13 protein-coding genes and 1 pseudogene are annotated in these 23,021 nt (G+C 74.5%); all 14 read right to left on the reverse strand.

From position 1 onward, the window contains the following. Nucleotides 1–69: 69 nt before the first annotated feature. The 14 genes and pseudogenes from QUE47_RS02675 to QUE47_RS02740 all read right to left on the reverse strand — a co-directional run bounded on the left by QUE47_RS02675 (nt 70) and on the right by QUE47_RS02740 (nt 22,842). A complete protein-coding gene (locus tag QUE47_RS02675) occupies nt 70–561 on the reverse strand; it encodes a hypothetical protein (RefSeq protein WP_286218454.1) in 492 nt (163 codons plus the stop codon). A 334-nt stretch (nt 562–895) separates the two neighbouring features. After that, a complete protein-coding gene (locus tag QUE47_RS02680; protein WP_286218455.1) occupies nt 896–4,537 on the reverse strand; it encodes a type VII secretion EssC family protein in 3,642 nt (1,213 codons plus the stop codon). Next, complete coding sequence (locus QUE47_RS02685; protein ID WP_286218456.1) at nt 4,534–5,022, reverse strand: hypothetical protein; 489 nt, start codon at nt 5,020–5,022, stop codon at nt 4,534–4,536. The genes QUE47_RS02680 and QUE47_RS02685 overlap by 4 nt, the downstream gene beginning before the upstream one ends. Beyond that, nucleotides 5,019–5,722, reverse strand: a pseudogene (locus tag QUE47_RS02690) (hypothetical protein). Before QUE47_RS02690 ends, QUE47_RS02685 begins: the two are co-directional and overlap by 4 nt. Beyond that, the gene (locus QUE47_RS02695) at nt 5,719–5,955 is read right to left on the reverse strand and encodes a hypothetical protein (protein ID WP_286218457.1); all 237 of its coding nucleotides are present in this window, start codon (nt 5,953–5,955) and stop codon (nt 5,719–5,721) included. Before QUE47_RS02695 ends, QUE47_RS02690 begins: the two are co-directional and overlap by 4 nt. A 36-nt stretch (nt 5,956–5,991) precedes the next feature. Further along, nucleotides 5,992–7,656 (reverse strand): serine/threonine-protein kinase, encoded by a 1,665-nt coding sequence (locus tag QUE47_RS02700; protein WP_286218458.1) that lies wholly within the window; start codon nt 7,654–7,656, stop codon nt 5,992–5,994. Continuing rightward, complete coding sequence (locus QUE47_RS02705; RefSeq protein ID WP_286218459.1) at nt 7,653–7,880, reverse strand: FHA domain-containing protein; 228 nt, start codon at nt 7,878–7,880, stop codon at nt 7,653–7,655. Before QUE47_RS02705 ends, QUE47_RS02700 begins: the two co-directional genes overlap by 4 nt. Continuing rightward, nucleotides 7,877–9,520: a hypothetical protein gene (locus tag QUE47_RS02710; protein ID WP_286218460.1), complete on the reverse strand. Its 1,644-nt coding sequence runs from the start codon at nt 9,518–9,520 to the stop codon at nt 7,877–7,879. Before QUE47_RS02710 ends, QUE47_RS02705 begins: the two co-directional genes overlap by 4 nt. Continuing rightward, nucleotides 9,517–10,392 carry a PP2C family protein-serine/threonine phosphatase gene (locus tag QUE47_RS02715; RefSeq protein WP_286218461.1) on the reverse strand — a complete coding sequence of 292 codons (876 nt, stop codon included), beginning with the start codon at nt 10,390–10,392 and terminating at the stop codon, nt 9,517–9,519. The genes QUE47_RS02710 and QUE47_RS02715 overlap by 4 nt, the downstream gene beginning before the upstream one ends. Next, nucleotides 10,389–11,933 carry an RDD family protein gene (locus QUE47_RS02720; RefSeq protein WP_286218462.1) on the reverse strand — a complete coding sequence of 515 codons (1,545 nt, stop codon included), beginning with the start codon at nt 11,931–11,933 and terminating at the stop codon, nt 10,389–10,391. Before QUE47_RS02720 ends, QUE47_RS02715 begins: the two co-directional genes overlap by 4 nt. Beyond that, on the reverse strand, nt 11,930–14,251 hold the full coding sequence (locus tag QUE47_RS02725; RefSeq protein WP_286218463.1) for a transglutaminase-like domain-containing protein: 2,322 nt from the start codon (nt 14,249–14,251) through the stop codon (nt 11,930–11,932). Before QUE47_RS02725 ends, QUE47_RS02720 begins: the two co-directional genes overlap by 4 nt. Nucleotides 14,252–14,417: 166 nt before the next feature. Beyond that, nucleotides 14,418–15,689, reverse strand: a complete 1,272-nt coding sequence (locus tag QUE47_RS02730; protein WP_286218464.1) for a DUF58 domain-containing protein — start codon at nt 15,687–15,689, stop codon at nt 14,418–14,420. A gap of 4 nt (nt 15,690–15,693) precedes the next feature. Beyond that, entirely contained in the window at nt 15,694–16,668 is a 975-nt protein-coding gene (locus tag QUE47_RS02735) for an AAA family ATPase (protein WP_286218465.1), read from the reverse strand. Nucleotides 16,669–16,719: 51 nt separating this feature from the next. Continuing rightward, nucleotides 16,720–22,842 carry an Ig-like domain-containing protein gene (locus tag QUE47_RS02740; RefSeq protein WP_286218466.1) on the reverse strand — a complete coding sequence of 2,041 codons (6,123 nt, stop codon included), beginning with the start codon at nt 22,840–22,842 and terminating at the stop codon, nt 16,720–16,722. Nucleotides 22,843–23,021: the final 179 nt, after the last annotated feature.

A 23,021-nucleotide genomic window follows, 5' to 3' on the forward strand; every position in this document is an offset into this window, starting at 1 on the left:
CACTCCCCACCGTGCGGGTGCCCGTCACCGCAGCGCCTGCATCGTAGCCAGCCTCGTGGCACAGCCCGGTCACTCGATCACCAGCGGCACCTGGACGCGCACGAAGCGACCGCGCGCGACCCACATGCCCCGGCCCGGAGGGAACTCCGAGGCCTGCGTCCGCGGGAGGCTCGTCTTGAAGATCGTGTCGCCGTCCATCGCCCCCGGCTGCAGGAGCAGGCCGCGCCGACCGGCCTTCATCTCGGCGAGCAGGGGCCAGGTCGACCCCCAGCCCGACGTCTCGGACTCGGCGATCACCAGGTGGTCGGACGCCTTGGCCGCCTTCATCAGCGCGACGAGCGGCTTGTCGGCCGGCGACTGCAGGCGCTCGGACAGCGACTCGACGACCACGACGATCCGGCCCTCGGTGTCGTCGTCGGCCATCGCGAGCGCGAGGTTCTCGGCGAGCGCCACGACCTCGTCGTCCGAGGAGGCAGTACCGGCCCAGGGCAGCGCCTGTCGGAGCGGGCTGCGGGCACCGCCGACGAGGTAGCACCTCGCCCCCGGGTCGGCCCGCAGCACCGCCCCCGCGAGCGCCGCGGTCGCGTTGCTGCGCCCCGAGGCGGGCGGACCGGCGACGACGACGGTCCCGGCGGGGTCGAACGCGACGGGGCCGAGGTCGACCGCGTCGAGCCCGACGACAGGTCGCCCGTCGACGCCGGGGGAAGCACGGAGATCCCGTACTCCTTGGGGAGCACCCGCACGGCAGGTGCGGCAGGGATCCCGACGCGGAGCATCGACCGGCCGAACCTCTGGGTGAGCGTCGCCTGCTCGGAGACCGAGGTGGCGCCGCCGATGACCGCGACCTGCACCTCGAGACCGTCGACGACGGCGCGTCCCGGCGGCGAGGTGGCGGTCAGGACGTCCCGGGGGCGTTGAGCGCGGCGTAGCCGTCGTCCGCGAGGCGCAGCACCACGGTGCGCTGGACCAGCGAGCGCACGTACGTGGGCACGGCGCCGGCGCGGTCGGCGGTGAAGACGACGTGCATGCCGAGCTGGCGGCCGTCGCTGAGGATGTCCCGGAACGCGTCGAACCACTCGGCGCGACCTGACCCGGCCTCGAAGTCGTCCCGGAAGGCCGGGAACCCGTCGACGAGCAGCAGGATGCGCGCGGTGTCGCCCTTGCCCGAGAGATCGCGGTAGTCGGTGACGCTCGACGCGGAGATCTCCGCGAACGCCACGGCACGCCGCTCGAGCTCGTCGCGCAGGAGCCGCAGCAGGGCGACGACGCGTTCCACGTCGTCGCCGGGGACCACGGCCCCGACGTGCGGGAGCGCGTCGAGCATCCGCAGGGAGCCTGCCGCGAAGTCGAGCCCGTAGACCTGGACGGGCCCGCCGCGCGGGGTGACGCCCGCCGACACGGCGAGCGACCGCAGCAGCACGCTCTTGCCGGACCCGCCGGTGCCGAAGATCGCGAGGTGCCCGTCGGTGTCGGGGCGGAACGCGACCGCGCGCTGCGCCTGGCTCTGCGGCAGGTCGGCCACGCCGAAGAGGAGCTCCGTGTCCCGGCGCTGGCCGAGCCGCGCGAGGTCGTAGACGTCCGCGAGCTCGTCGAGCCACGGGCGCCGGGGAGCGGCGAGCCCGGCGAGCGCGTGCGCCTCGACGATCTTGGCGACGAGCCGCTGCTGGTCGTTGGGGCCGAGGTCGACGTCCTCCGCGGGGCTCTCGTCGTCCGGCTCCTCCCACGGGACCTCGGCGCCGAAGCGCAGCCACGCGACCTCGATCGCGGTCCGCGCGGGCTCCCGGCTCGTCCAGCCCCCGGCGTAGCCGGACTGGAAGGACTGCAACCGGCCCGGACCCGTCTTGACCACGCCACGGCCCGGGACCGCCGGGTCGAAGTGCGCGGCGTCCTTGACGTCGACGACGTCGGAGGAGTCCGACTCGTCGGCCATGCGCAGCGCGACGCGCAGCGGCGTGTTGGCCCGCAGGTTGTCCTTGATCACGCCGGCCGGCCGCTGGGTCGCGAGGATCAGGTGGATCCCGAGGGACCGGCCGCGCTGGGCGACGTCGATCATCCCGTCGACGAACTCCGGGACGTCCCCGACGAGCGCCGCGAACTCGTCCACGACGATCACCAGCGCCGGCGGCGTCTCCGGGTCGCCGCGCTTCTCCATCTCGAGGAGGTCCTTGGCCTTGCGCCGGTTGAACAGGTGCTCCCGATGGTGGAGCTCGGCGCGCAGGCTCGTCAGGGCCCGGGTCACGAGGTGCGGCGACAGGTCGGTCACGAGACCGACGCAGTGCGGCAGCTGCACGCAGTCCGCGAACGCCGAGCCGCCCTTGTAGTCGACGAACAGGAAGGTCACCCGGTCCGGGCTGTACTCGGCCGCCATCCCGAGGACCCACGACTGCAGGAACTCGCTCTTTCCGGCACCCGTCGTCCCGCCGACGAGGGCGTGCGGGCCCTGCGAGCGCAGGTCGAGGTGCATCGGGTCGACGCCGGCCGACCCGACCGTGGCGCGCAGCGTCCCGGCCCGCTTGCGCGCCTTCCCGGCGGCACCGCTCCGGTCGTACACCGAGCCGTTCTGCCGCCACCGGTCGAGGACGGCGTCCGCCGACTCGACGAGGTCGTGGCCGAGCAGGCTCACGGTCGAGATGGACCGGGGCAGGTCCGTCTCGTCCTCCTTGAGCGCTCCGGCGTCGAGCACCGGCGCCATGCGTCGGCCGTAGGCGTTGGCCGCGGCCGCGTCGACGACCTCCGGGTCGAGGTCGACGGTGAGTCCCAGCCGGACGAGCCCGGCCGTGACGGCCCCGTCGCCGTCGACCGCGACGAACGTGCGGCACGCGGCCGGGAGGTCGCGCACGTCGTGGGAGACCCACAGGACGAAGACCCCGGCGTCGGGGCCCGTCTCCATGAGCTGGACGAGGCGCGCACGCGGGACGTCGGCGTCGTCCGTCACCACCACGACGACGGCGGGCAGCGGCGAGGAGGTCCCGTCGGACGTCTGCGACCCGCCGACGTCGCCGCCGCGCTCCATGGCCGCCTTCTCGGACTCGATCGCGCCGCGACGCCTCCCCTGCGCGCGACCGGTGCGCGCGGCCACGAGCGCCTCGAGCTCGGCCACGAGGACGGTGGCGCTGCCCGACCCGTCCGCGAGGTGCGGTCCGGTGATCGGGCTGTGCACCGAGGACGTGTGCGGCACCCACTGGAGCCACTCGAGGTCCCGGGTCCACGACGGGCTGACGACGGCGGCCACGACGAGCTCGGCGGGCGAGTGCAGCGCCGTGAGCTGGACGAGCACGCCGTCGAGGCTCCCGACGGTGTGCTGCGGGTGGCCGGCGAACCCGATCGAGCCCGCGTCCGTGAGGTTCTCGACGACCGGTACCGCGTCGATCGTGCGGTACCGGTCGCCGAGGGCGTCGATGCGCTCCTGGAACTCGGCCCGGTGCGCCCGGTCGTCGTTGATCTGGATCGTGTTCCGCGACGGCATCGAGCCGGTGCCGAGCCGGACGTTCAGGAACGACCAGTGCTCCGGCCTCCGGGTCCACAGGAGCGGGCCACGCCGCATCGCCTCCGCGTAGACCAGCGGGATCGCCGGCGCCTCGCGCAGCCGGACGGACCGCTCCGTGCCGCGCTCCCGGGCGAGCTTCGTGTGCAGGGCCTCGAGCCGCTCGTCGAAGATCCGCACGTCCTTCTCGAGCCGCCGCTTCTTGGCCTTCTTCTGCATGAAGAAGTTGCCGATCAGCATCATCGGCGACAGCGCGATGAACAGCAGCGACGTCGGGTTGCCCGTGAAGTAGAACATCCCGCCACCCATCAGGACGGGGGCGAGCAGCGCGAAGAACGGGAAGTCGCGCGGCTCCTGCTCCTCGGGGACTTCGGGCGCGTCGTACTTGGACCCGGTGTACCGGTCCTCGACGCGGGGCGAGCGGTTGAACGGCACCGGGCCGGGCCGGGCGCTGACGCCGTGGACCCCGCCCGTGGGCGCGGTGCGCTGGACCACGAGGACGGTGTCGCCCACGACGACGCGCTGCGCCGAGGTGATCTTCACCCGGGGCACCCGGACGCCGTCGACCATGATGCCGTTCGCGGAGCCTAGGTCGACCACCTCGATCGCCTCGGCGACCTCGATGCGCGCGTGCCGCTTGGACACGAGCGGGTCGTCGAGCACGATGTCGACGCCGGGCGCCCGGCCGAGCACGACGGACCCCTCGCGCAGCTCGAACCGCCGTCCCTCGTCGGGACCGGACTCGACCCAGACGTCGCCGAGCACCGGGGCCGCGCGCACCTCCGCCCGCTCGGCCGCGACCTCGACGAGCGAGACGACGGCGCCCGAGCCGATCCACGCCTCACCGAGGGGCGCGTCGCCCGGCAGCGTCGTCGGTGCGTCCTGCCCGGGCAGCTGCGCCCGGAGCGTCAGCGCCCCGCCGGGCGAGGTGCCCCGCGGGTCGAGCCGCGCGATCGTGCCCGCGACCTCGGAGATCGTGGCGCCCGCGTCGGCGGTGACGGTGATGTCGTCGCGCGACCCGTCCGTGCGCTCGAGGGTGACCTTGACCTTCACGCGCGAGCCCCGCCGTCCGACCCCGACCGCGCCCCGCCGGTGACCGGCCGGCGCGCGACGACCGCGTAGAGGCGCTCGGCGCCGAACCCGGCGACCGCGGAGACCGCGGTCATCGGGGTGACGAGCGCGTCCCAGGTCGCCGGCAGGAACCCGAGCACCTGGTCGAGGCCCTGCCCGGCCCCGGTCAACGCCCCGGCGAGCACGACCTGGAAGAGCGCGACACCCACCCCGACCGCGATGCCGACGGCCAAGCCGCGGCGGTAGCGTCCGGGCCGGACCGACCGCGCGAACGAGCCGAGGAAGAGCGCGACGCCGAGCGTCGCGGCGGCGAGCGGGAGCAGGGCGGACGAGGTCGACGAGTCGCGCCCGGTCACCGTGGCAGGGTCGGCCCCGAGCAGGAGCCACGCACCGGCGACGACGACGCCGAACGCCACCGTGCAGGCCGCGGCCCACACCCCGAGCGTCCCCCGCTGCACGCCGCTCACCGCCCGTCCGCCGGGTCGCCGGCGTCGAGGAGCGGCAGGTCGTCGGCCGTGACGAGCCGCGACGTCACCGCGTACTCCACGAGCCGCGCCCGGCGGTTCGTCGCGTGCGCCCCGGGGCCGCCGCGCAACCCCTTGACGCCCATCCGGTCGAGCTTGTCGCACACCGTGTCGAGCTTGCGGTTGAAGGCGGTCAGCTTCTCCCCGAGCCGTTCGGCGGCGGCCGCCGACGACGGGATCTCGGACAGCCCCGTGCCGTCACGCCGCAGCACTGGCTCGGCCAGGGCGACCATGACCCGCTTCTGGCCCGGCGAGAACCCGACGACGCCGATCGTCGTCTCCCCGCCGTCGGGCTCCTCGCGACGGAACTCCTGGTACGGCGAGCCGACGAGGCGCAGGCCGAGCTCGTACGTCGTCGGGCCCGCGGTGAACACGACCGTCGTCGAGGGGAACACGACGGGCAACCGCGTCCCGGGCGCGAGCCAGGACTGCACTCCCCGCTCGCGTCCGAGACCGTGACGGAGATCCGCGACCCCACGTTGAGCAGCCACCAGATCCCGGCGTCCTCGACGACGCTCAGCAGCCGGCGGTGCAGGTAGGGGTTGTCGTCCAGGGCGAGGTCGCCCTCGCGCCCGATGTCGAAAGGCTCCCCGGGCGCGGGGGTGAACCACTCGCCGCAGAACTCGACCGACAGCTCGCTCACGACGCGCCCTCCACGCACACCCCAGCGGGGTCGGCCGACCCTCGACCCTCCCGCACGATACTGACCCGCAGGCACGTCCTGCCCGACGCGTCCGCGGGCACGGTCACCGTTGGTTCGTCGACGAACGTCGGCAGGCCGTCCTCCAGCGGGTCCACGACCTCCCACGCGTAGCGGTCCCCGTCCTGCGGATCCGGGTTCTCCCAGGTGAAACGGACGCTCGCGCCGTCGTCCACGGCCTCCCCTCGAGCGCGGTGACCGCGGGGACCAGGTCACCCAGGTTGTCGGACGGCGCCCCACCGGTCGTCCCGCCCGTCGCCGACGACGCGGGGTCGTCGCTCTCGCGGGTGGCGGACGGGTCGGACGTGCCCGACGGCAGGGTGACCGCCAGGACGACCGCGACCGCCGCGACCGCGACGACGCTGCCGCCGACCGCGAGACCGACCCGCGAGCGCCGCGGCGCCGGCTCGGCCTCCGGCTCGTCGTCGCGCCGCTGCACGGTGTCGTCGAGCACGTCGGCGCCGGACGGGGGACGTCGAGCGGCGCCGGCAGGCCCTTCGGCGTGACGGGGCGGTGCGAGGGCGCGGCCGCGGGGGCGCGGGCGTCGCAGCGCGAGGGCTCTCGGTACCGACGGCGCGCTGGTCGGTCCGGGCACTCTGGTCGGTCCGGCTGACCTGGGCCGCCTGGTGTCCCGGGCGCAGCACCGTGGAGTCCGCAGGCTCGTCCTGCGCCGGCACGGCCGGGGTCCACGCGGGGGCCGGCCGGGCGGGCGACGGCCGTGCAGGTGGCGGCGACGCCGGGCGAGCGACCGGGCCGGCCGGGTCGATCGAGACCACCTGGCGCAGGCGCGTCCCGGCGTCGTCGTCATCGTCGTGGTCGTGGTCGTCCGCCGCCGACCCGTGGACGCCGCCGGCGGCGGCCTCCGCAGCGACCCCTGCACCGACGGCACCGGCGGTACCGGCCGCACCGCCGCCCGCGGTACCACCGCCGGAGCCGGACGCGGCGGGCGCCCAGCCGGTGTCGTTGCCGCCACCCGGAACGACGCCGACGTCCTGCACGGCTCCCGAGTCGTCGAGCACGTCGATCGGGGTCGCGGCGAGCGAGAGCTCCTGCTGCACGCTCTGCAGGGCCCGCGCGAACGCGAGCGCGGAGGGGAAGCGCGCGTCGGCCGACTTCGCCATCGCCGTCGCGAGCACCCGCTCGAGCGAAGCGGGCACGTCCGACCGCCCGAGGGCGGGCAGGGGCGTCGACTCGATGCGGCCGATGAGGTCGGCGCTCGCGTTCTGCCCGCCGGGGACCTCGAACGGCGAGCGGCCCGCGAGCAAGGAGTACGTCGTCGCGCCCAGGGCCCACACGTCCGTCCCGACACCGCTCGTGGGGACCTCCGCGAACGACTCGGGCGGCGACCACGGGATCGACATGCCCTCGGCGATCCCGGCCTTGTCGACGGTCGCCGAGATGCCGAAGTCGGTCAGCACCGGGTGCCCGTAGTCGGTGACCAGCAGGTTCGCGGGCTTGATGTCCCGGTGCAGGATCCCCGCGCGGTGCGCGGTCTCGACCGCCCCGGCGACGAGCACGGCGGTGCGCAGCACCTCGGGGACGCTGAGCCGCTCGGAGCGGTACCGGTCGCCGAGGCTCGCGCGCGAGCAGTACTCCATCGCGAGGTACGGGCGACCGTCGTCCGAGACCGACGCCTCGTACATGGTGACGATCGACGGGTGCGTCGACAGGGACGCGAGCAGGTCGGCCTCCGCGTCGAAGGCCTCGCGCTGGCTGTCGCTCGACCACTCCTGGAGCAGCACCTTGATCGCGACCCGCCGCCGCGGTCGGCTCTGCTGGTAGCAGTAGACGTCCGAGAACCCGCCCGACCCGACCAGCGAGACGTACGCGTACCCCTCGATGTCGGGCGGGGGCGCGGGTGTCCGGCGGCTGCTCACAGGATCCCGTGGAGCGTCAGGGTCACGCCGTCGCCGAGGTCGACGACGTCGCCGCTCGACGCGATCTCGGGCACCCCGGGCTGCAGCCGGCGCGGCGGCTGCCCCGGGCGGTGCAGCACGGTGCCGTTCGTCGTGCCGAGGTCGTCGACGAGCACGTGCCACCCCTCGAGGCGGATCTCGACGTGCGAGCGCGAGATGTCCTGCTCCGGGCTCTCGACGGTCACCAGTCGGGCCGTCTCGCCCGACCGTCCCCGCGGTGAGCGAGGGCGCCTGCCGAGCACGACGGGGCGGTCGAGGTCGATGCTCCGACCGTCGGCCAGCTCGAGCCGCCCGAGGACCGGGCGCGGCACGGTCCGCGAGACTCCCCGAGCGTCGCGTCGCACGCGGCGCACCGACCGTAGGTGGGCGGGTTCGCGTGCCCGTCGGCGCAGACGCTCGCGAGGATCCGGGGCCGGTCGTCGGACGCCGCACCCGGGGTCGCGTCGATCGCACCGCCGGCGGGTCCCGGGACAGGGTGACCGCTCCGGCCTCCCTCACCGCTCGGGCCGCCGGACGCCGACGCCCGCAGGGCCGCGATCACCGAGGAGTGCATGGTGCTCTCGTCGAGGTCGTCGAGGTCGCCGCCGCTGCGTCCCTCGGCGGGGTCCGTCGCCGCGCGGGCCGGGCGCTGGGCCGCTGCACCCGACCAGTCCGGGAGGCCTGCGACCAGGCCGGGGCTCGCCGAGCCCGCCGGGCCCTCCGTCGAGACGGAGGTCGATTCGGAGGTCGATACAGAAGCCGCGGTCGCCTCGGGCACGATCGTCTCCGCGTCTGTATCCCGCTCCAAGTCCCGCTCCAGGTCCTGCCCCGCGCCGTGCTCCTGCGCCCGATGGTCCTCACGACCGCCCTCACGCGAGCCCTCGCGCGCGCCCGCGTCATCGGACGACCCGAGGCCGCCCCCGTCGCCGGGCAGCTCGCTGAGCGCGGCGGCGGCGTCCTCGTCGACGGGCCGGACGGCGGCGTCCTCGTCGACGGGCCGGACGGCGGCGTCCTCGACACCGGAGCGGACCGTCGCACCCCAGAGGTGCGTGAATCCATCGATCTCGTCGTAGGCCTCGTTCGTGTCGCTCCCGTCGCTCGCTGCGGGTGGCACGGGTCCGGGCGCGCCCGAGGTCTCGGGCGGCTCCACCGGCGTCGGTGCGGGGGCCGGGTCGGGTGACGGGGCGGGTGCCGGGGCCGGCTGACCGAACGGCTGCTCGGCCCGCTGAGGACCACCAGCGGCAGCGGGCTCGGAGCGTGGGCCGGCGACGGGCTCGGGGCTCGGAGCGGCTGCGGCTGTTGCTGCTGCGGGGGCCACGACCCTCTCGGTCGGATCCTTCCCCGAGGACACCACGACGTCGCCACCGGCAGAGCGGTCGGCAGACGGGTCGGCAGACGGGTCGGCAGAAAGGTCGACGGAGCGTGCGGCGACGACCGCCGCCGTCACCGGGAGCGACCGGTACGGTCCCTCGTCCGGTCGCTCGGGCGCGTCGAGCAGGACCAGCGACGCGGCGCTCACGTCCGTCTCCCTGCGCTCGGACCAGGTCGCGGCACCCGCGCCGGACACGACGACGGTCCGGTCCGCCGTCGTCATCGTGACCTCGACGGGCCCGCGCACGACGACATGGGCGCCGTCCTCGTCGAGCACCACGGCGCCGAAGGCGGGGACGTCGCGCAGCGCGGACGACCCGGCGACCACCTGGATCACGTCGACGACCCCTGCCGCGGCGCCCAGCGTCTCCCAGAGCTCGTCGACGACGGCCTCCGACGGCGCGACGGGCAGCAGGACCCCGACCTCCCCGCGCACGACGGCGAGCCCCGAACCCGGTGCGTACCTCGTGGTCACTGCGACTCCTCCGCTCGCCGGCCCGCTCCGCGCGGCACCGTGTCGTCCTCGACGCCCCCGCGGGGCACCGTCGACCCTGTCTCGTCGTCCCCGGCCACGTCGACGACGACGACCGTGATGTTGTCCCTGCCGCCCGCGTCCAGAGCCTCCTGGACCAGGGCGTCCGCCGCGCACTGCGCCGACGCGTGCTGGAGCAGCACCTGCGCGATCCGCCGGTCGGGGACCTCCCCCGTGAGCCCGTCGGAGCACACCAGCATGCGCTCGTTCGCGACCACCGGCAGCAGCCAGACGTCGGGCTCCGGCGAGACCTCGGAGCCGAGCGCCCGCGTCACGACGTGCCGCCGCGGGTGGGTCGCCGCCTCGTCCGCGGTCAGCGCACCGGCGTCCACGAGCTCCTGGACCTCCGAGTGGTCGACGCTGACCTGCTCGAGCATCCCCTCCGCCAGGTGGTACACCCGGGAGTCGCCGAGGTTCACGACGAGCCAGTACGGGAGCCCGTCCTCCACCGTCATCACGGCGCCCGCGACGGTGGTGCCGGCCCGGCGCTCGGGCGACGACTCGACTCCCCGCACCGCAGCCTGCGCCCGGCCCAGGTGGTCGCGCACCTCGCCGAGACCGACGACCCCGGCGCGGGAGGCACGCACGATGCCGCCGAGCGCATCGACGGCAGCCGCGCTCGCGACCTCGCCCGCGTCGTGCCCACCCATCCCGTCCGCGACGAAGAACGCCGGGGACTGGGCGAGGTACGCGTCCTCGTTCAGGGACCGACGACGGCCTCGATGCGTGGCCGCGCCCCAGGTGAGGTCGATCTGCCCCACGGTCGCCGCGACGTCCGGCAGGTCGACCGCCCGCGAGGCGCTCCCCGGCGTCACCGGGCGCTCCCCGGCATGGGCACGTGGACGACGATGCGCCGGTCGCCCAGGTGCACCACGTCGCCGTCGCGGACCGGGACGCGCACGCCGGCGGGTGCGGTCACCGTGCCGCGGGCGGCGCTGACGACCACCGTGCCGCTCGTCGAGCCCCGGTCCATGATCCAGGGGCCGCCGTCGACCCCGAGCTCGAGGTGCGTGCGCGAGACCGTGCGGTCGCGGATCGGGACGACCACCGCCCGTCCGTCGTCGCCGACCGGGCTGCGGCCCACGAGGACGGTGCCGTCGACGACGACCCGGTCGCGGTTCTCGAGCTCGATCTCGAAGCTCTGTGCGTGCTGCGGCTCGGTGCCGCGTGCCCCGGCGCCCGGTCGGAGCATGGTCGCCTCGTCGACGGACGAGGCGTCCCCGCTGCTCCACCTACCGCTCGACGCGCCGCTCGACGTGCCGCCTGGCCCGTCGGACGGAGGAGCGAGCGGCGCGGGCACGACCGGCGCCTGATCGACGACCGGTTCCGGTGCAGGCCGCGAGAAGCCGGGGACACCGGTGATCGGGCCGGCAGGCGGCTGGGAGACCTGCGCCGGGGTCGCGGGCTGGGTGGGCTGCGCCGGCTGCGAGGGTGGGGCCAGCGGGGCAGGCTGGGCGTGGTTCGCGGCCTCCGACGCCTCGACGGGCGGCGCCGGCCAGCGCGTCGTGGCGCCGTCCGGGACGTCGCCCGGTCTGCCAGGTCCCGACCCGACGGAGACCGGGCCCGCAGAGCCCGGCGCTGCGGTGACCGGCCCCTCGGGACGGACCCGCGAGGCGAGCACGGACACGCCCTCCGGTGCGTCGGGGGCAGCGCGGGTGTCGAGGACGAGCGTGCCGGCGAGCCTGTCGTGCCAACCCTGGTGCGCCCCGGTCCGGTCGAACGCCGGGCTGACCAGCACGAGCACCGGGCCGATCACCGGGACGACCCCGGCGACGCCCACGACCAGCGCGCGGACCAGCGCGCGCCCGAACCCGGGCGCGTGCTGCTGCTCGACGTCGGACGCCCGGACGGTCCGCGTCCCGAGTGCGAAGTTGCCGACGGTGCGGCCGGTCCGCCCCTCCCAGACCAGCAGCGCGACGAAGGCCGCCAGCTGGACCAGCCCGAGCACCACGAACCCGGAGCCGGGCACGGGGACCCCGTCGACCACCTCGACGCTCAGCACGCCGGACGCGAAGAGCGCGACCGCGACGGCGCCGACGAGCGCACCGACCGTGAAGCCGTCCACCAGATACGCCACGAAGCGGCGCCCGGTCCCCGCGGTCGGCGGGAGGTCGGCCCCGGCACGGCCGGTGCGGGCGGCGCCCGGAGCGACGCCGGGCCACGCCGCAGCAGGTCCCGCCGGCGCATACCCCGGCGTCAGTGGCTCGGTCGTCGTGGCGACCCGCGGCTCGGGCGCTCGTCGCCGGTCGGCCCCGGCCGCGGCCGCGAGCGGCTCCTGCGGGGTCCCGCACAGCGAGCAGAACGTCTGCTCGCCGTCCCGCGGTGCGCCGCACGCGGTGCAGGTCAGCTCGATCATCGCGACTCCTCGTCGTCGGCCCCGGGGGTGCGGTTCCTGCGCCCGGCCGGTCGCAACCTGCGGAACCTCTCGGCGAGGCCCCACGACGGCAGCGAGCGCAGGGAGAACCGTGCCCGCCAGCGGCGCCGCGCGGAGACGCTGGCGCGCATGCCACCGACGACGGCGGCGACGTCGGTCCAGTAGCCCTCCGCCTCGGCGGGGTCGACGACGGCTCCCCCGAACACGTTGCGGTCCGCCGACGTCGCGAGCTGGCCGACCGACCCCTCCGGCACCCGGGAGAACGCCCCCGTGATCGCCGCAGCACCCTCGGAGCGGGTGGCGCCCTGCGCCACGGGCTGCCCGAGGTCCGTCGCGGTGTCGAGGACCTCGCTCCACCCGCCGCTGAACCGGTCCTCGGCGCGGGCCGCCGTCCGACGCCGTGCCGAACGTCGTGCCTTGTACCCGGCGAGGAGCGCGAACGGCGCGACCAGGAGCAGCAGCGGGATACCGATCGCGGCCGTGAACAGGGCGGCGCGCGCCCAGTCGAACGGGTCGGACTGTGCCGGGTCCTCGTCGTCCTCCGCGTCGGTCGTGCCTGCCTCCTGCGGCTCGGGCTCCTCCGGCGGCTCCGGGTCGTCGAGCACCGGGGGCTTGGGGACCTGAGCGCTCTCGGGCTCCGGCTGGACCTTGTTGTCCTCGTCCGGCACCACGTCGACGGGCACCCAGCCGTACCCCGCGTACGGGACCTCGGCCCAGGCGCGCACGTCGCGCCCCGTCGCGACGTAGGGGGTGCCCGGCTCCCACTCCTCGTCGGGCACGAACCCCATGACCACGCGCGCCGGGATCCCGGCCTGCTGCGCCATGAGCGCGAACGCGACGGCGAACTGCTCGTCGTCGCCGATCATCTCGTCCTCGGCGAGGAGCGTGTCGATGCGCTGCGCGAAGTGGCCCGGCCGGGACGGCTGCTGGTTCTCGAGACCGTGCGAGAGGATCCCGCCGGCGACCAGCGCGTCGCGGATGTTCGTCACCCGCTGCGCGAGGTCCGTCGCCGAGCCCATGAACTGTGCGCCCTTGCCACCGACGGAGTCCGGGACGTCCGTGGCCTCGGGGAGCTCACGCTGCTCGACCCCGGCCGCGGCGGCCTCCTCCTCGGAGGGGACGTCCGGGACCAGGACCTCCATGCGGTAGCTGTCGCCGGGGACCAGGCCCGCGGTCGCGAGCGTGGTCCCTGTCTCCGCGTTGTAGTACGTGGACCCGGCGAGGTCCTCGTCCCGCGGTCCGGAGTACGTGACTCCCGTGAGGTCCCCGACGTCGGGGACCCAGACCCCGTCGTAGTCGCCGATCGTCACGTCGATCGTGGCCGGCGTCCCGGAGGCCGAGGAGGCGATCCGCTCCCCCGCCCTCGAGTACACGCCGGACCCGGGCTCCCCGGTCGAGACGTCGTAGACCACGCCGTCGTAGCTGTCGAGCGTCGCGAGCCGGACCCGCGCCTGCTCGGGCAGGCCGTCGACGGTGAACAGCTCGGTGTCCGCCTCGTCCTTGACGTAGCTCCGGAACCCCACCAGGGGGCTCACGTACTTGTGGAGGTCGAGCGGGGGCACCACGACCTCGCGCAGGGCGGACCGCTGCGCCGGCGCGAGGACCGGGACGAGCGCCGCAGACACCACGCCGGCGAGGACGAGGAGCAGGACGCCGGTGCGGAGCCTGTACCACCGCAGCCGGCGGGAGGCCTCGATCGCCGCACCGCTCACCTCGGCCCGCGCGGACATGCGCTCCTCGGTGGTGCGCCACGCGGCCCACAGGAGCCCGACGACGGCGATCACGAGGCCCTGGGCGAGCGGGAACGCCGCCTCGACCGTGCCGAACAGGGTCGCGGCGACCAGGGTGGCCGTCGCGGTCACCACCGCCCAGGCCGCGTATCGGGCGCGCCAGGCGACGGTGGCGGTGACGACGCCGCCGAGCAGCATCACCAGGAAGGGGAGCAGCCGCAGGTCGGGGAACGAGGCCAGCGGCGGGACGTTGGTGAGCCCGTCCTTCCAGACCGTCACCGCGCCGAGCGAGAGCTCGCGCAGCGTCGTCAGGGTCGGCACGACACCGCCGACGGTCGTCGACGGGAATGCCACCGCTCCGCCCACGAGCAGGTAGCCCACGATCGTCGCCGCGGCCACCGAGACGGTGGGCCACCGCCGCACGGCGCCGACCCACGCCACCGCGACGCCCAGGACGAGACCGGTGACGGCCGGGACCAGGTAGGTCGAGTCCCCCAGGCCGGGGCGAACGCCACGACCGCGCAGGCCAGCAGGACGAGGACGACGACGCCGTCCACCAGCCCGCCCCACGTCGTGGCGCGCGGCCGGCCGCGCTCGGGAGCCCCCGGACCGCGGCGGCCGGAGCGGACCGCCGGGTCCGCGGGCGCGCGCACGCGCGACCGACGGGCCTCCGCGCGGTCCGCGCGACGCAGGCCCTGGCCCGTGTCGTGCGACGGGGTACCGGTGGTCGTGGACATCAGTCGTTCATCTTCCGCATGGCCCGCGGGAGGTCCTCGAGGGATCCCAGCGTGAGGACGGTCAGGTCGCCGATCGTGTGACGCGCGACGGCGGCCCCCGGCACGCACCGCACCGCGAGGGCGCGGGCGCCGAGGCTCAGGCGCACGGACGCGGCGCGCAGGTCCGCCGGGCTCGGCACGCTGCCCGCGACGAGGACCACGACGGAGGCCGCGTCCAGCTCGCCGCGCCGGGCGCGCGCGATGTCGGCGAGGGTCGTGCGGGACGGCGAGCGCTCCACACCGGCGAGGTCGTCGAGCAGGCGCGTGCGCGAGTCGCCCCGGAGGTTCCCGCCCTGGGTGAGCACGTGGACCCGACGGTCCTCACGGATCGCCTGGAGGCCGTACGAGCCGGTGGTGCTCACCGCGAGCTCGAACTCGTCGTCGCTCGCGTAGTCCTCCTCGCGGGTGGAGAGCACCACCGCGAGCTGGGAGCGTCGCGTCTCCTCGAACTGCCGCACCACGAGCTGGCCGGTGCGGGCGGTCGAGCGCCAGTGGATGTGCCGCCGGTCGTCGCCCGGCACGTAGTCGCGCAGGGCGTGGAAGGAGACGTCCGAGTCGGACAGGTCGCGGCTCGCCCGGCCCTCGAGGTCGTGCAGGCTGCCCACCGAGGACCCGGCCAGACCGGCGGTGCGGGGGTGGACGACGAGCTGCTCCGGCTCGTTCCAGACGACCTCCCGGCGCAGCAGGCCGAGCGGGTCCGAGCGCACCGAGCGCACCGGGCCGACGTCGATGACCGCACGCCGGCTCGTGGGCACGCGGAACACGTCCTCGTGGACCGCGCCGCTGCGCAGCCGCGGCACGGGGAAGCTGGCGACACCGCGACCCACGCTCACCTCCATCGCGGACGGGAGCGCCGTCCGGCTCGAGGTGTTGCGCACGAGGAGCCCGCCGAGCGCGCGGTCGCCGACCGTGACCCGGCGGGTCGCCAGGTCGAGCGTGACCTCGTAGCTGAGCCGGCCCAGCACGAACGCGACCGCGCCGAGCAGCGCGAACGTCAGCACGAGGGCGAGCACCAGCAGCTCCGTCCAACCGAGCACCAGGGCGCCGACCCAGGCGAGCACCGCGACCAGGAAGACTCCGGCGCCCAGCCCGGTGACGACGTCGGCGACCACGACGACCACGCGCCGCACGGCCGACCGCGCCGAGCGCGTCGCCGTGCCCAGCGACGCGCCCAGCGACGTGCCGCGTGATGTGCCGGCCGACGTCACGGCACGTCCGGGTCCGGTGCGCACGGGATCAGGCCGAGGCACGCTGCTGCGGGGGCACGACCACGGCGAGGACGTCGTCGATCGCCTCGTCGGCCGTCGCCCCGCCGAACTCGGCCTCGGCGTCGAGGACGATGCGGTGCGCCCACACGGGACGGGCGAGCTGCTTGACGTCGTCCGGGATCACGTAGTGACGGCCGTGGCCGGCGGCGAGCACCTTCGCGCAGCGGATCATCGCGATCGCCCCGCGGACGCTGACCCCGACCCGGGTGGTCGACGAGTCGCGCGTCGCGGCGGCGAGCCGGGCCACGTAGTCCAGGAGCCCGCCGTCGACGTGCACGGTGGCGGCGAGATCGGCCATCTCGGCGACCGCCTGGGTGGTCACGACCGGGTGGAGCGCGGCGCTGCGGTCGCGGACGGCCGAGCCCTCGAGGATCTGCACGGTCGCGGCGTGGTCCGGGTACCCGAGCGACGTCTTGACGAGGAACCGGTCGAGCTGGGCCTCCGGCAGCCGGTAGGTGCCGGCCTGCTCGATGGGGTTCTGCGTCGCGATCACCATGAACGGGCGACCCGCGGAGTGCTGGACGCCGTCGACGGTGATGTGCCCCTCCTCCATGACCTCGAGGAGCGCCGACTGGGTCTTCGGGGAGGCACGGTTGATCTCGTCGGCGAGGACGATCGACGCGAAGACCGGGCCCTTGTGGAAGTCGAAGGTGCCCGTCTTCTGGTCGTAGATCGTCACGCCGGTGACGTCGGACGGGAGCAGGTCGGGCGTGAACTGGATGCGGCTGTTCGTGCCTTGCACGCTCGCGGCGAGCGCGCGGGCGAGGGAGGTCTTGCCGGTCCCCGGGGCGTCCTCGAGGAGGAGGTGTCCCTCCGCGAGCATGCCCGTCAGCGCGAGGCGGATCGTCTCGCGCTTGCCGAGGACGGCCTGGCCCACGTTGTCGACGAGACGGTCGAAGGTCTGCGCGAACCAGGTGGCCTGCTCGCTGGTCATGGTGCTCATGCGGTGGTCGTCCCCTGCTGGATCGTTGAGGTCATGGTCATGGGTGGCTCGTCAGGACCAGGCGAAGTTCGGCGTGTCCCCGAAGGTGCTGGTGCGGATCTTGGTCGTCGAGTTGAACCAGCCCCAGAAGCACTGGAGGTCCCCGTCCCAGTAGCCGTTGGCGTCGGTCCGGAACGTGCGTCCGTCGTTGGCGGTGTTGAACCACCCACCGCCCGAGTAGCCGAACTCGAACATCCCGGCCCCCTTGTCGCCGAAGCACTTGGTCTGGAACGTCGTGTTCGGCTCGCCGTAGCGCACGGTGAGGTGGAAGTAGTTCGAGTTCGGGTAGCCGTCGGCCCCCGCGCCGCCGCCCTTGCGCATCGTCACCGACCGCGCGGGCTTGTCGGGCAGCGACGCCGACCGCGACGCCCACGACGAGCACCCGGCGTCGTTGCACGCGCGGATCCGCAGCGTGTTGGTCGCGCCCCACGCCGCGTTCACGTTCACCCTGCCCGTGCCGTTCGAGATGCCGGAGCCGTTGAGCTGGCGCTCGACGCGACCCGACTGCCCGTTCCACGTGGACGGGCCGGACATCGTGAAGTTCCCGCCGTACGGGGTCGGCCATCCCGAGCCGGTCCGGTTGAACGTCGGCGCCGACGGCGTGCTCGGCACGCCGTAGGGCTTGACGGACCCGGACTGCGCGGACCAGGCGGAGCACCCGGCCGCGTTGCACGCCCGGACGTCGAACGAGTAGCTGCTGCCGTTCGTCAGGCCCGTGTAGGTGTACGACGTGCTCGTCGTGGTATTGCCCGCGCCGGAGTCGTTCGCCCGGACGGTGTACGTCACGGCGTTGCCGTTGGCCTTCGCCGCACCGAACGTCACGACGGCGCGGCCGTCGGTGTTCGACGCGAGCTTCGCCGTCGGGGTGCCGGGCACGCCGGGCTTGCCGTACGGGATCACCGCGTTGGACGCGCCGCTCGACGGGGACTTGCCCGCCTTGTTCGTGGCCACGACCGTGAACGTGTACGTCGAGGAGACGTTCAGCCCGGTGACCGTCGCGGACGTCGCGGCGCCGCTGACCGGGACGGTCTTCTCGACCGATCCGCCGGCACGCACCTGGATGGCGCTCGACGTGATGGGCGCACCGTTCTCCTTCGGTGCCGCCCAGGTGAGCGCCACCTGCCCGCCGAGCGCGTCGTCGACGCGGGTCGCCGTCGGGGCGCCCGGCGCGCCGGGGATGCCCGCGGGCTTCTCGCCCCTGGACGCGGCGGACCAGTCGGACGGTTCGGGGGCGCGGTTCACGGCCTGGACCGAGACCGTGTAGCTCGTCCCGTTGCTCAGGCCCGTCCAGACGACCTGGTTCCCGGTGACCCCGGTCTTCGTGTCGTTGCCCGACGGCGGCGCCGGCGAGATCCGCAGGTTCACCGACTCGATCGGGGACCGGTCCGTGTAGGTCGCGTTGGTCCAGCGCACCGTCAGCGCACCGCCGGTGGGCGGGACGCCGGGCACGAACTCGAGCGTCGGGGCGCTCGGCTGGTCCGGCTTCTCGTCCGGGCGCGCGACCTCCGAGGCCTCGGAGACGTCGGAGGTCCCCACGTCGTTGGTCGCCGTGACCGTGAACGTGTACTCGACGTCGTTGGTCAGCCCGTCGATCGTGCAGGTCGTCGTCTCGCACTCGCGGGTGTCGCCCTGGTCGGACCTGACGGTGTACCCGGTGATGTCGGAGCCGTTGTCGATCGGCGGGTCCCAGGAGAGCACGACCGTCTTGCTGCGCACCTCGACCACCTGCGGTGCCGCGGGGACCTCGGGGCGACCCAGCACGGTCACCTTGATGCGTCCCTCGACGACGCGGTCCGGGTCGAGGGTGGCGTCCTGGATCTCGTAGCGCACGACGATCACGCCGACGAAGTCCTCCGTCGGCGTCACCTTGATCGAGTCGCCGTCGATGACGGCGTCTCCGCGACCGGTCTCGACCGCGGCCCCGACGATCTCGAGGTCCGTGCCGGGGAACGGGTTCGTGTCGTTCTCGAGCACAGGCACCGAGGTCTCGCGGCCCTGGAACGCGTCGTCGACCGTGTCCGGGTTCGCGACGGCGAGCGGCTTGCGCGACCCGACCACGGTCGTGGTGAGGACGCCGTCGACGGGCGCGGCGTCGCCGTCCGACACCGTGTACCCGAGGCTCGCCGAGGTGCCCTTGCGGACCTCCGGATCCAGCTCGACGGCGATGCGGGACCCGTCGATCGAGACCGAGTAGCCCTCGGGCGGGGGCCCGGTCAGCGTGAACGTGAGCGGGTCGTCGTTCGCGTCGCTCGCGGAGAGTGCGAGGTCGAGCGAGGCCGACTCGCCGGCCGCGACCTCGAGCGTCGGGGTGCCCGGCTCGGGCGGGACGTTCTCCGGCGGCAGGACGGTGATCGGGACGGTGACCAGGAGCGTCTTGCCCTCGGGGTCGTCGGGGCCGGTGCCGTCGGTGATCTCGAACGACACGGCCGCCGGTCCGGCGTAGCCCTCGTCGGAGACGTAGCTGATGGCGGTCGGCGACCCGACGGTCGCGCTGCCCGCCACGGCGCTCACCGACGACGCGACGGTGATCCGGGCGCTGCGTCCGTCGGCGACCGTCACGTGGTCGCGCACGTCGATCGTCAGGGTCTCGCCCGTGCGCACCTCGAGGGGCGACGAGGGGTTGACCACGGGCGCGGCCCGCTCGGGCCCGTCCGGGTCCTGCTGGGCGTCCTCGCTGTCCGGGGACACGTTGTCGACGCCGGGCACGAGCACGAAGGCGCGGTCGGTCAGCTCGTCCTGGTCGGTGACCGTGTAGGTGACGACCCGGCGCTCGGCGGCGAGCGGGACGGTGACCGTCCCGTCCTCGGCCACGACGACGTCGTCCTGGTCGGTGGTCACCGTGAGCGCCTCGGCCACCCCGTCGGGGTCGACGTCGTTGTCCAGCACGGGGACCTCGATCGACGTCCGGCCGATCACCTGGTCGGGCGTCACGACGTCGTCGACGGCGACGGGCGGCTCGAGCGGCGCCTCACCGTCGACGTCGATGGTGATCGCCGCGGAGGCCCGGGCCCCGAGACGGTCCTCGATCGTGTAATAGAAGCTCACCGGACCGGGCTCCTCGGGGGTCTCGACGACGACCCGGTTGTCCACCACCTTCGCCCCGAGGTCCTCGCCACCGTCGAGCGCACCGGGGACCAGCGCGATCGGGTCGCTGTCGGGGTCGCTGTCGTTGCGCAGCGCGTCGATCGAGACCGTGCGCCCGGGGCGCAGGTGCACGAGGTCGTCCACGGCGACCGGCGGGTGGTTCGTCGTCGGCTCGGGGGCGATCCCGACCCGGACGAGACCCGTCCCGTCCATGCCGCGGGAGTCGGTGACGGTGTAGCGGAACGTGTCGCTCCCGGAGACGCCGGCCACGGCCTGGTACTCGATCTTGCCGTCGACGACCCGGGCGATGCCCTTGCCGGGCGCCTGGGCGATGCCGGTCAGGCGGACGGAGTCGCCGTCGGGGTCGACCCCGTCGAGCGGGACAGGCACGCGCAACGAGGACCCGGAGAGCGTCCGCACCTCGACGTCGGGCGGCTGCGGCGCGGCGTTCTCCTCCTCGTCGACGACCCGGACCGTGATCTGCGCCGAGTCCTCCTGGCCGTTCTCGTCGCTCACGCGGTAGATCGCGTGCGCCGTCCCGGCCTCGGAGCCGGCGCGGAACCGGACGACGTCCCCGGAGACGAACACCTCGCCGAGCGCAGGGTCGACGTCGCCGTCGAGCTCGTCCCCGAGCGTCAGCGCGAGCCCGTCCGGGTGCGTGTCGTTGGCCAGGACCGGGACCGTGACGACGTCGCCGGTGTGCACGAGCGCCTCGTCCTCGACGGCGACGGGCGGCTGCAGCCGCTCCGGCTCGGGCACGGGGAACACCTCGACCTGCCCGGTCGCCGTCTCGGAACCGTTCGAGACCGTGTACTCGACGGTGACCGGCTCGGCGAGCCTGCGCACCTCCGCGAACCGCAGGATCCGGTGCTCCAGGAGCGCGACCGTCACGTCGGACTCCTCGGGGAGCTCCACCGACTGGACCACGAGGGTCCCGCCCGCCGGGTCCGAGTCGTTGGCGAGGACGTCGACGAGGCCGGTCCCGCCTGCCGGGAGGAGCACCGAGTCCGACACCGCGATCGGCGCGCCCTTGTTCTCCGCGGGGTCGATCACGTCGACCCGGACCACGCCGGTCGTGGACGAGGTGCCGTCCGTGACCTGGTAGGCGATGTCGTAGGAGCCGACCTCCGGGGCGGTGAACCGGAACGACGCGGTCTCGTACGCGGGCACGATCACCGCGGGCTCGGCGTCGGTGACCTTCGCGAGCCGCAGCTCGTCGCCGTCCGGGTCGGTGTCGTTCTCCAGGGGCGTGACCGTGACCTCCTCGTCGACGCGGGCGACCACGTGGTCGCCGACCGCGATCGGCGGGATGTCCTGTCCGCCCTGGACGTCGATCCACAGCGTGCCCTCGACGGCGCCGCCGAGGCCGTCCGCCACCGCGACGGTGACCTCCTTGCGCCCCGTCGAGGACCCGCCGTCGGTGAACTCGACGGTCCCGTCCGCGTGGAAGCGGACCGTGTCGCCGGGCGTCGTGGCCGCCGCGCCCGCGAGGTAGAGGTGGTCCCCGTCGGGGTCGAGGAAGTAGGGCAGCACGTCGATCTCGGCGGACGTGCCGCGGGCCACGACGAGCACGGGCTCGCCCGACTGCTCCGGCGACCCGTTCTCGTCCCACGGCGAGACGGTGAGGGCCACGTCCGCGGTGTCCTCGCCGCCGCGCCCGTCGACCACCTCGTAGGCGAAGGTGCTCGACCCGGTCGCGTCGTCCGGGACCACGGCCTGCAGAGCGCCGCCGTCGAGCACCGGCTCCACCGCGACGCCCTCGGGGGCGTCGCCGTCGACGGCGGCCGTCATCACGTCGCCGTCGGGGTCGATGTCGTTGGCGAGCACGGGCAGCGTCGTCGTCCGCCCCGGGCGCACCCCGAAGGCGTCGTCCTTCGCCTGCGGGTCGCGGTTCTTGCGCGCCCGGTCGAGCACGAGCTGGTCGACGACCTCGGGGGCGGCGTCGTCGGCGTCCGAGGGCTCCCCGGTCGCGACGTCCTCGGGGACCTTCTGGTCCCACTCCTCGACGATCATGAAGTCCTCGGCCGGGACCCACAGGGTGCCGGCGGCGAGGTCGTTGAGCACGACGACCTCGCGGTTGACGCGGTAGACGAGCGGTGACGACTCGTCGGTGCCGTCGACGGTCCGCTCGAGGTCGGCGTCGGTCCCCGCGCAGTCGCGGAGCACCTGGCCGGAGCCGGCCCAGGCGCCGTAGAGGCACCCCGAGACCTGGACCGGCGCCGCCGGGGTCCCGGAGAAGGGCCGTGTCGTCGGGTCGCCGCCGCCGACGGGCTGGGTGATCAGGGCGGACGGCGTCGCGACCGCGACCACGTCGGCCGGCCCGCCGGACTGCTGGAGCCGGGCCGTCGGGCCGACGTCCGGGAGCTCCGCGCGGTCGCCGTCGGGCAGCACGAGGGTGGACGTCGAGCGGTCGAGCACCACGACCTCGTGGCCGAGGGTCGCGATCTCGACGTCGTCCCCGACGCTCAGCCCGTCCACCGCGCGGGTGTCCGGCTCGCCCGCGACCAGGCCCTCCTCCTCGTCCGCGCCCTCGACGAGCCCGACCGAGATGATCCCCTTGCCGGGCACCACCGCGTGCGCCACTCCGTCGGTGCCCACGGCGACCGCGCCCGCTCCCCCGACGTCCAGGGTCGCCTCGGTCTCCTCCGAGTCGAAGGACGCCAGTCGGTCGAGCGGCAGCACCCAGAGCAGTCCCTCCTCGCCGTCGAGGATCGCGACCGTCCCGGCCTGCATGTCCACGTCGGCGTCTGGCGGGAGCTTCGCCGCGCCCTGAAGGGTCAGTCGTGCGATGTCGATGCCGTTGACGACCGAGGTGCCGTCGTCGTCGAGCAGGACGTCACCGGCGTGCTGGATCACGTCGAACGATCCGCTGGAGGCGAGGAGGGTCCCGTCGATGGCCTGGGCGGCGGAGTTGAACCGGCCGACCTCGCCCGACGAGGTGCGGGTCACCCAGACGCCCGAGTCGTTGACGTCCACGTCCGCGGTCGGCTCGCCGTCGGCGGTCACCGCCATGGCGACCATGGCCGTCGCGAACAGTGCGACCGTCGTCACCGACGCGATACCGCGTCCGCGCGCGGCCCATCGTCCGAGATGTCCCACGTGTGATACCCGACCCCTACGCCCGTGTGCCCCTGGCCCGTCCCCTTGGGGCCCCGCGAACGGGGCGACCGGCCGCAGCCACTGTACGGTAAGCGTCACCTACCCCGGAAACGAGTGGTATGGGGAGAACT

The sequence above is a fragment of the Paraoerskovia sediminicola genome (genome assembly GCF_030296575.1).
Taxonomy (GTDB): domain Bacteria; phylum Actinomycetota; class Actinomycetes; order Actinomycetales; family Cellulomonadaceae; genus Paraoerskovia; species Paraoerskovia sediminicola.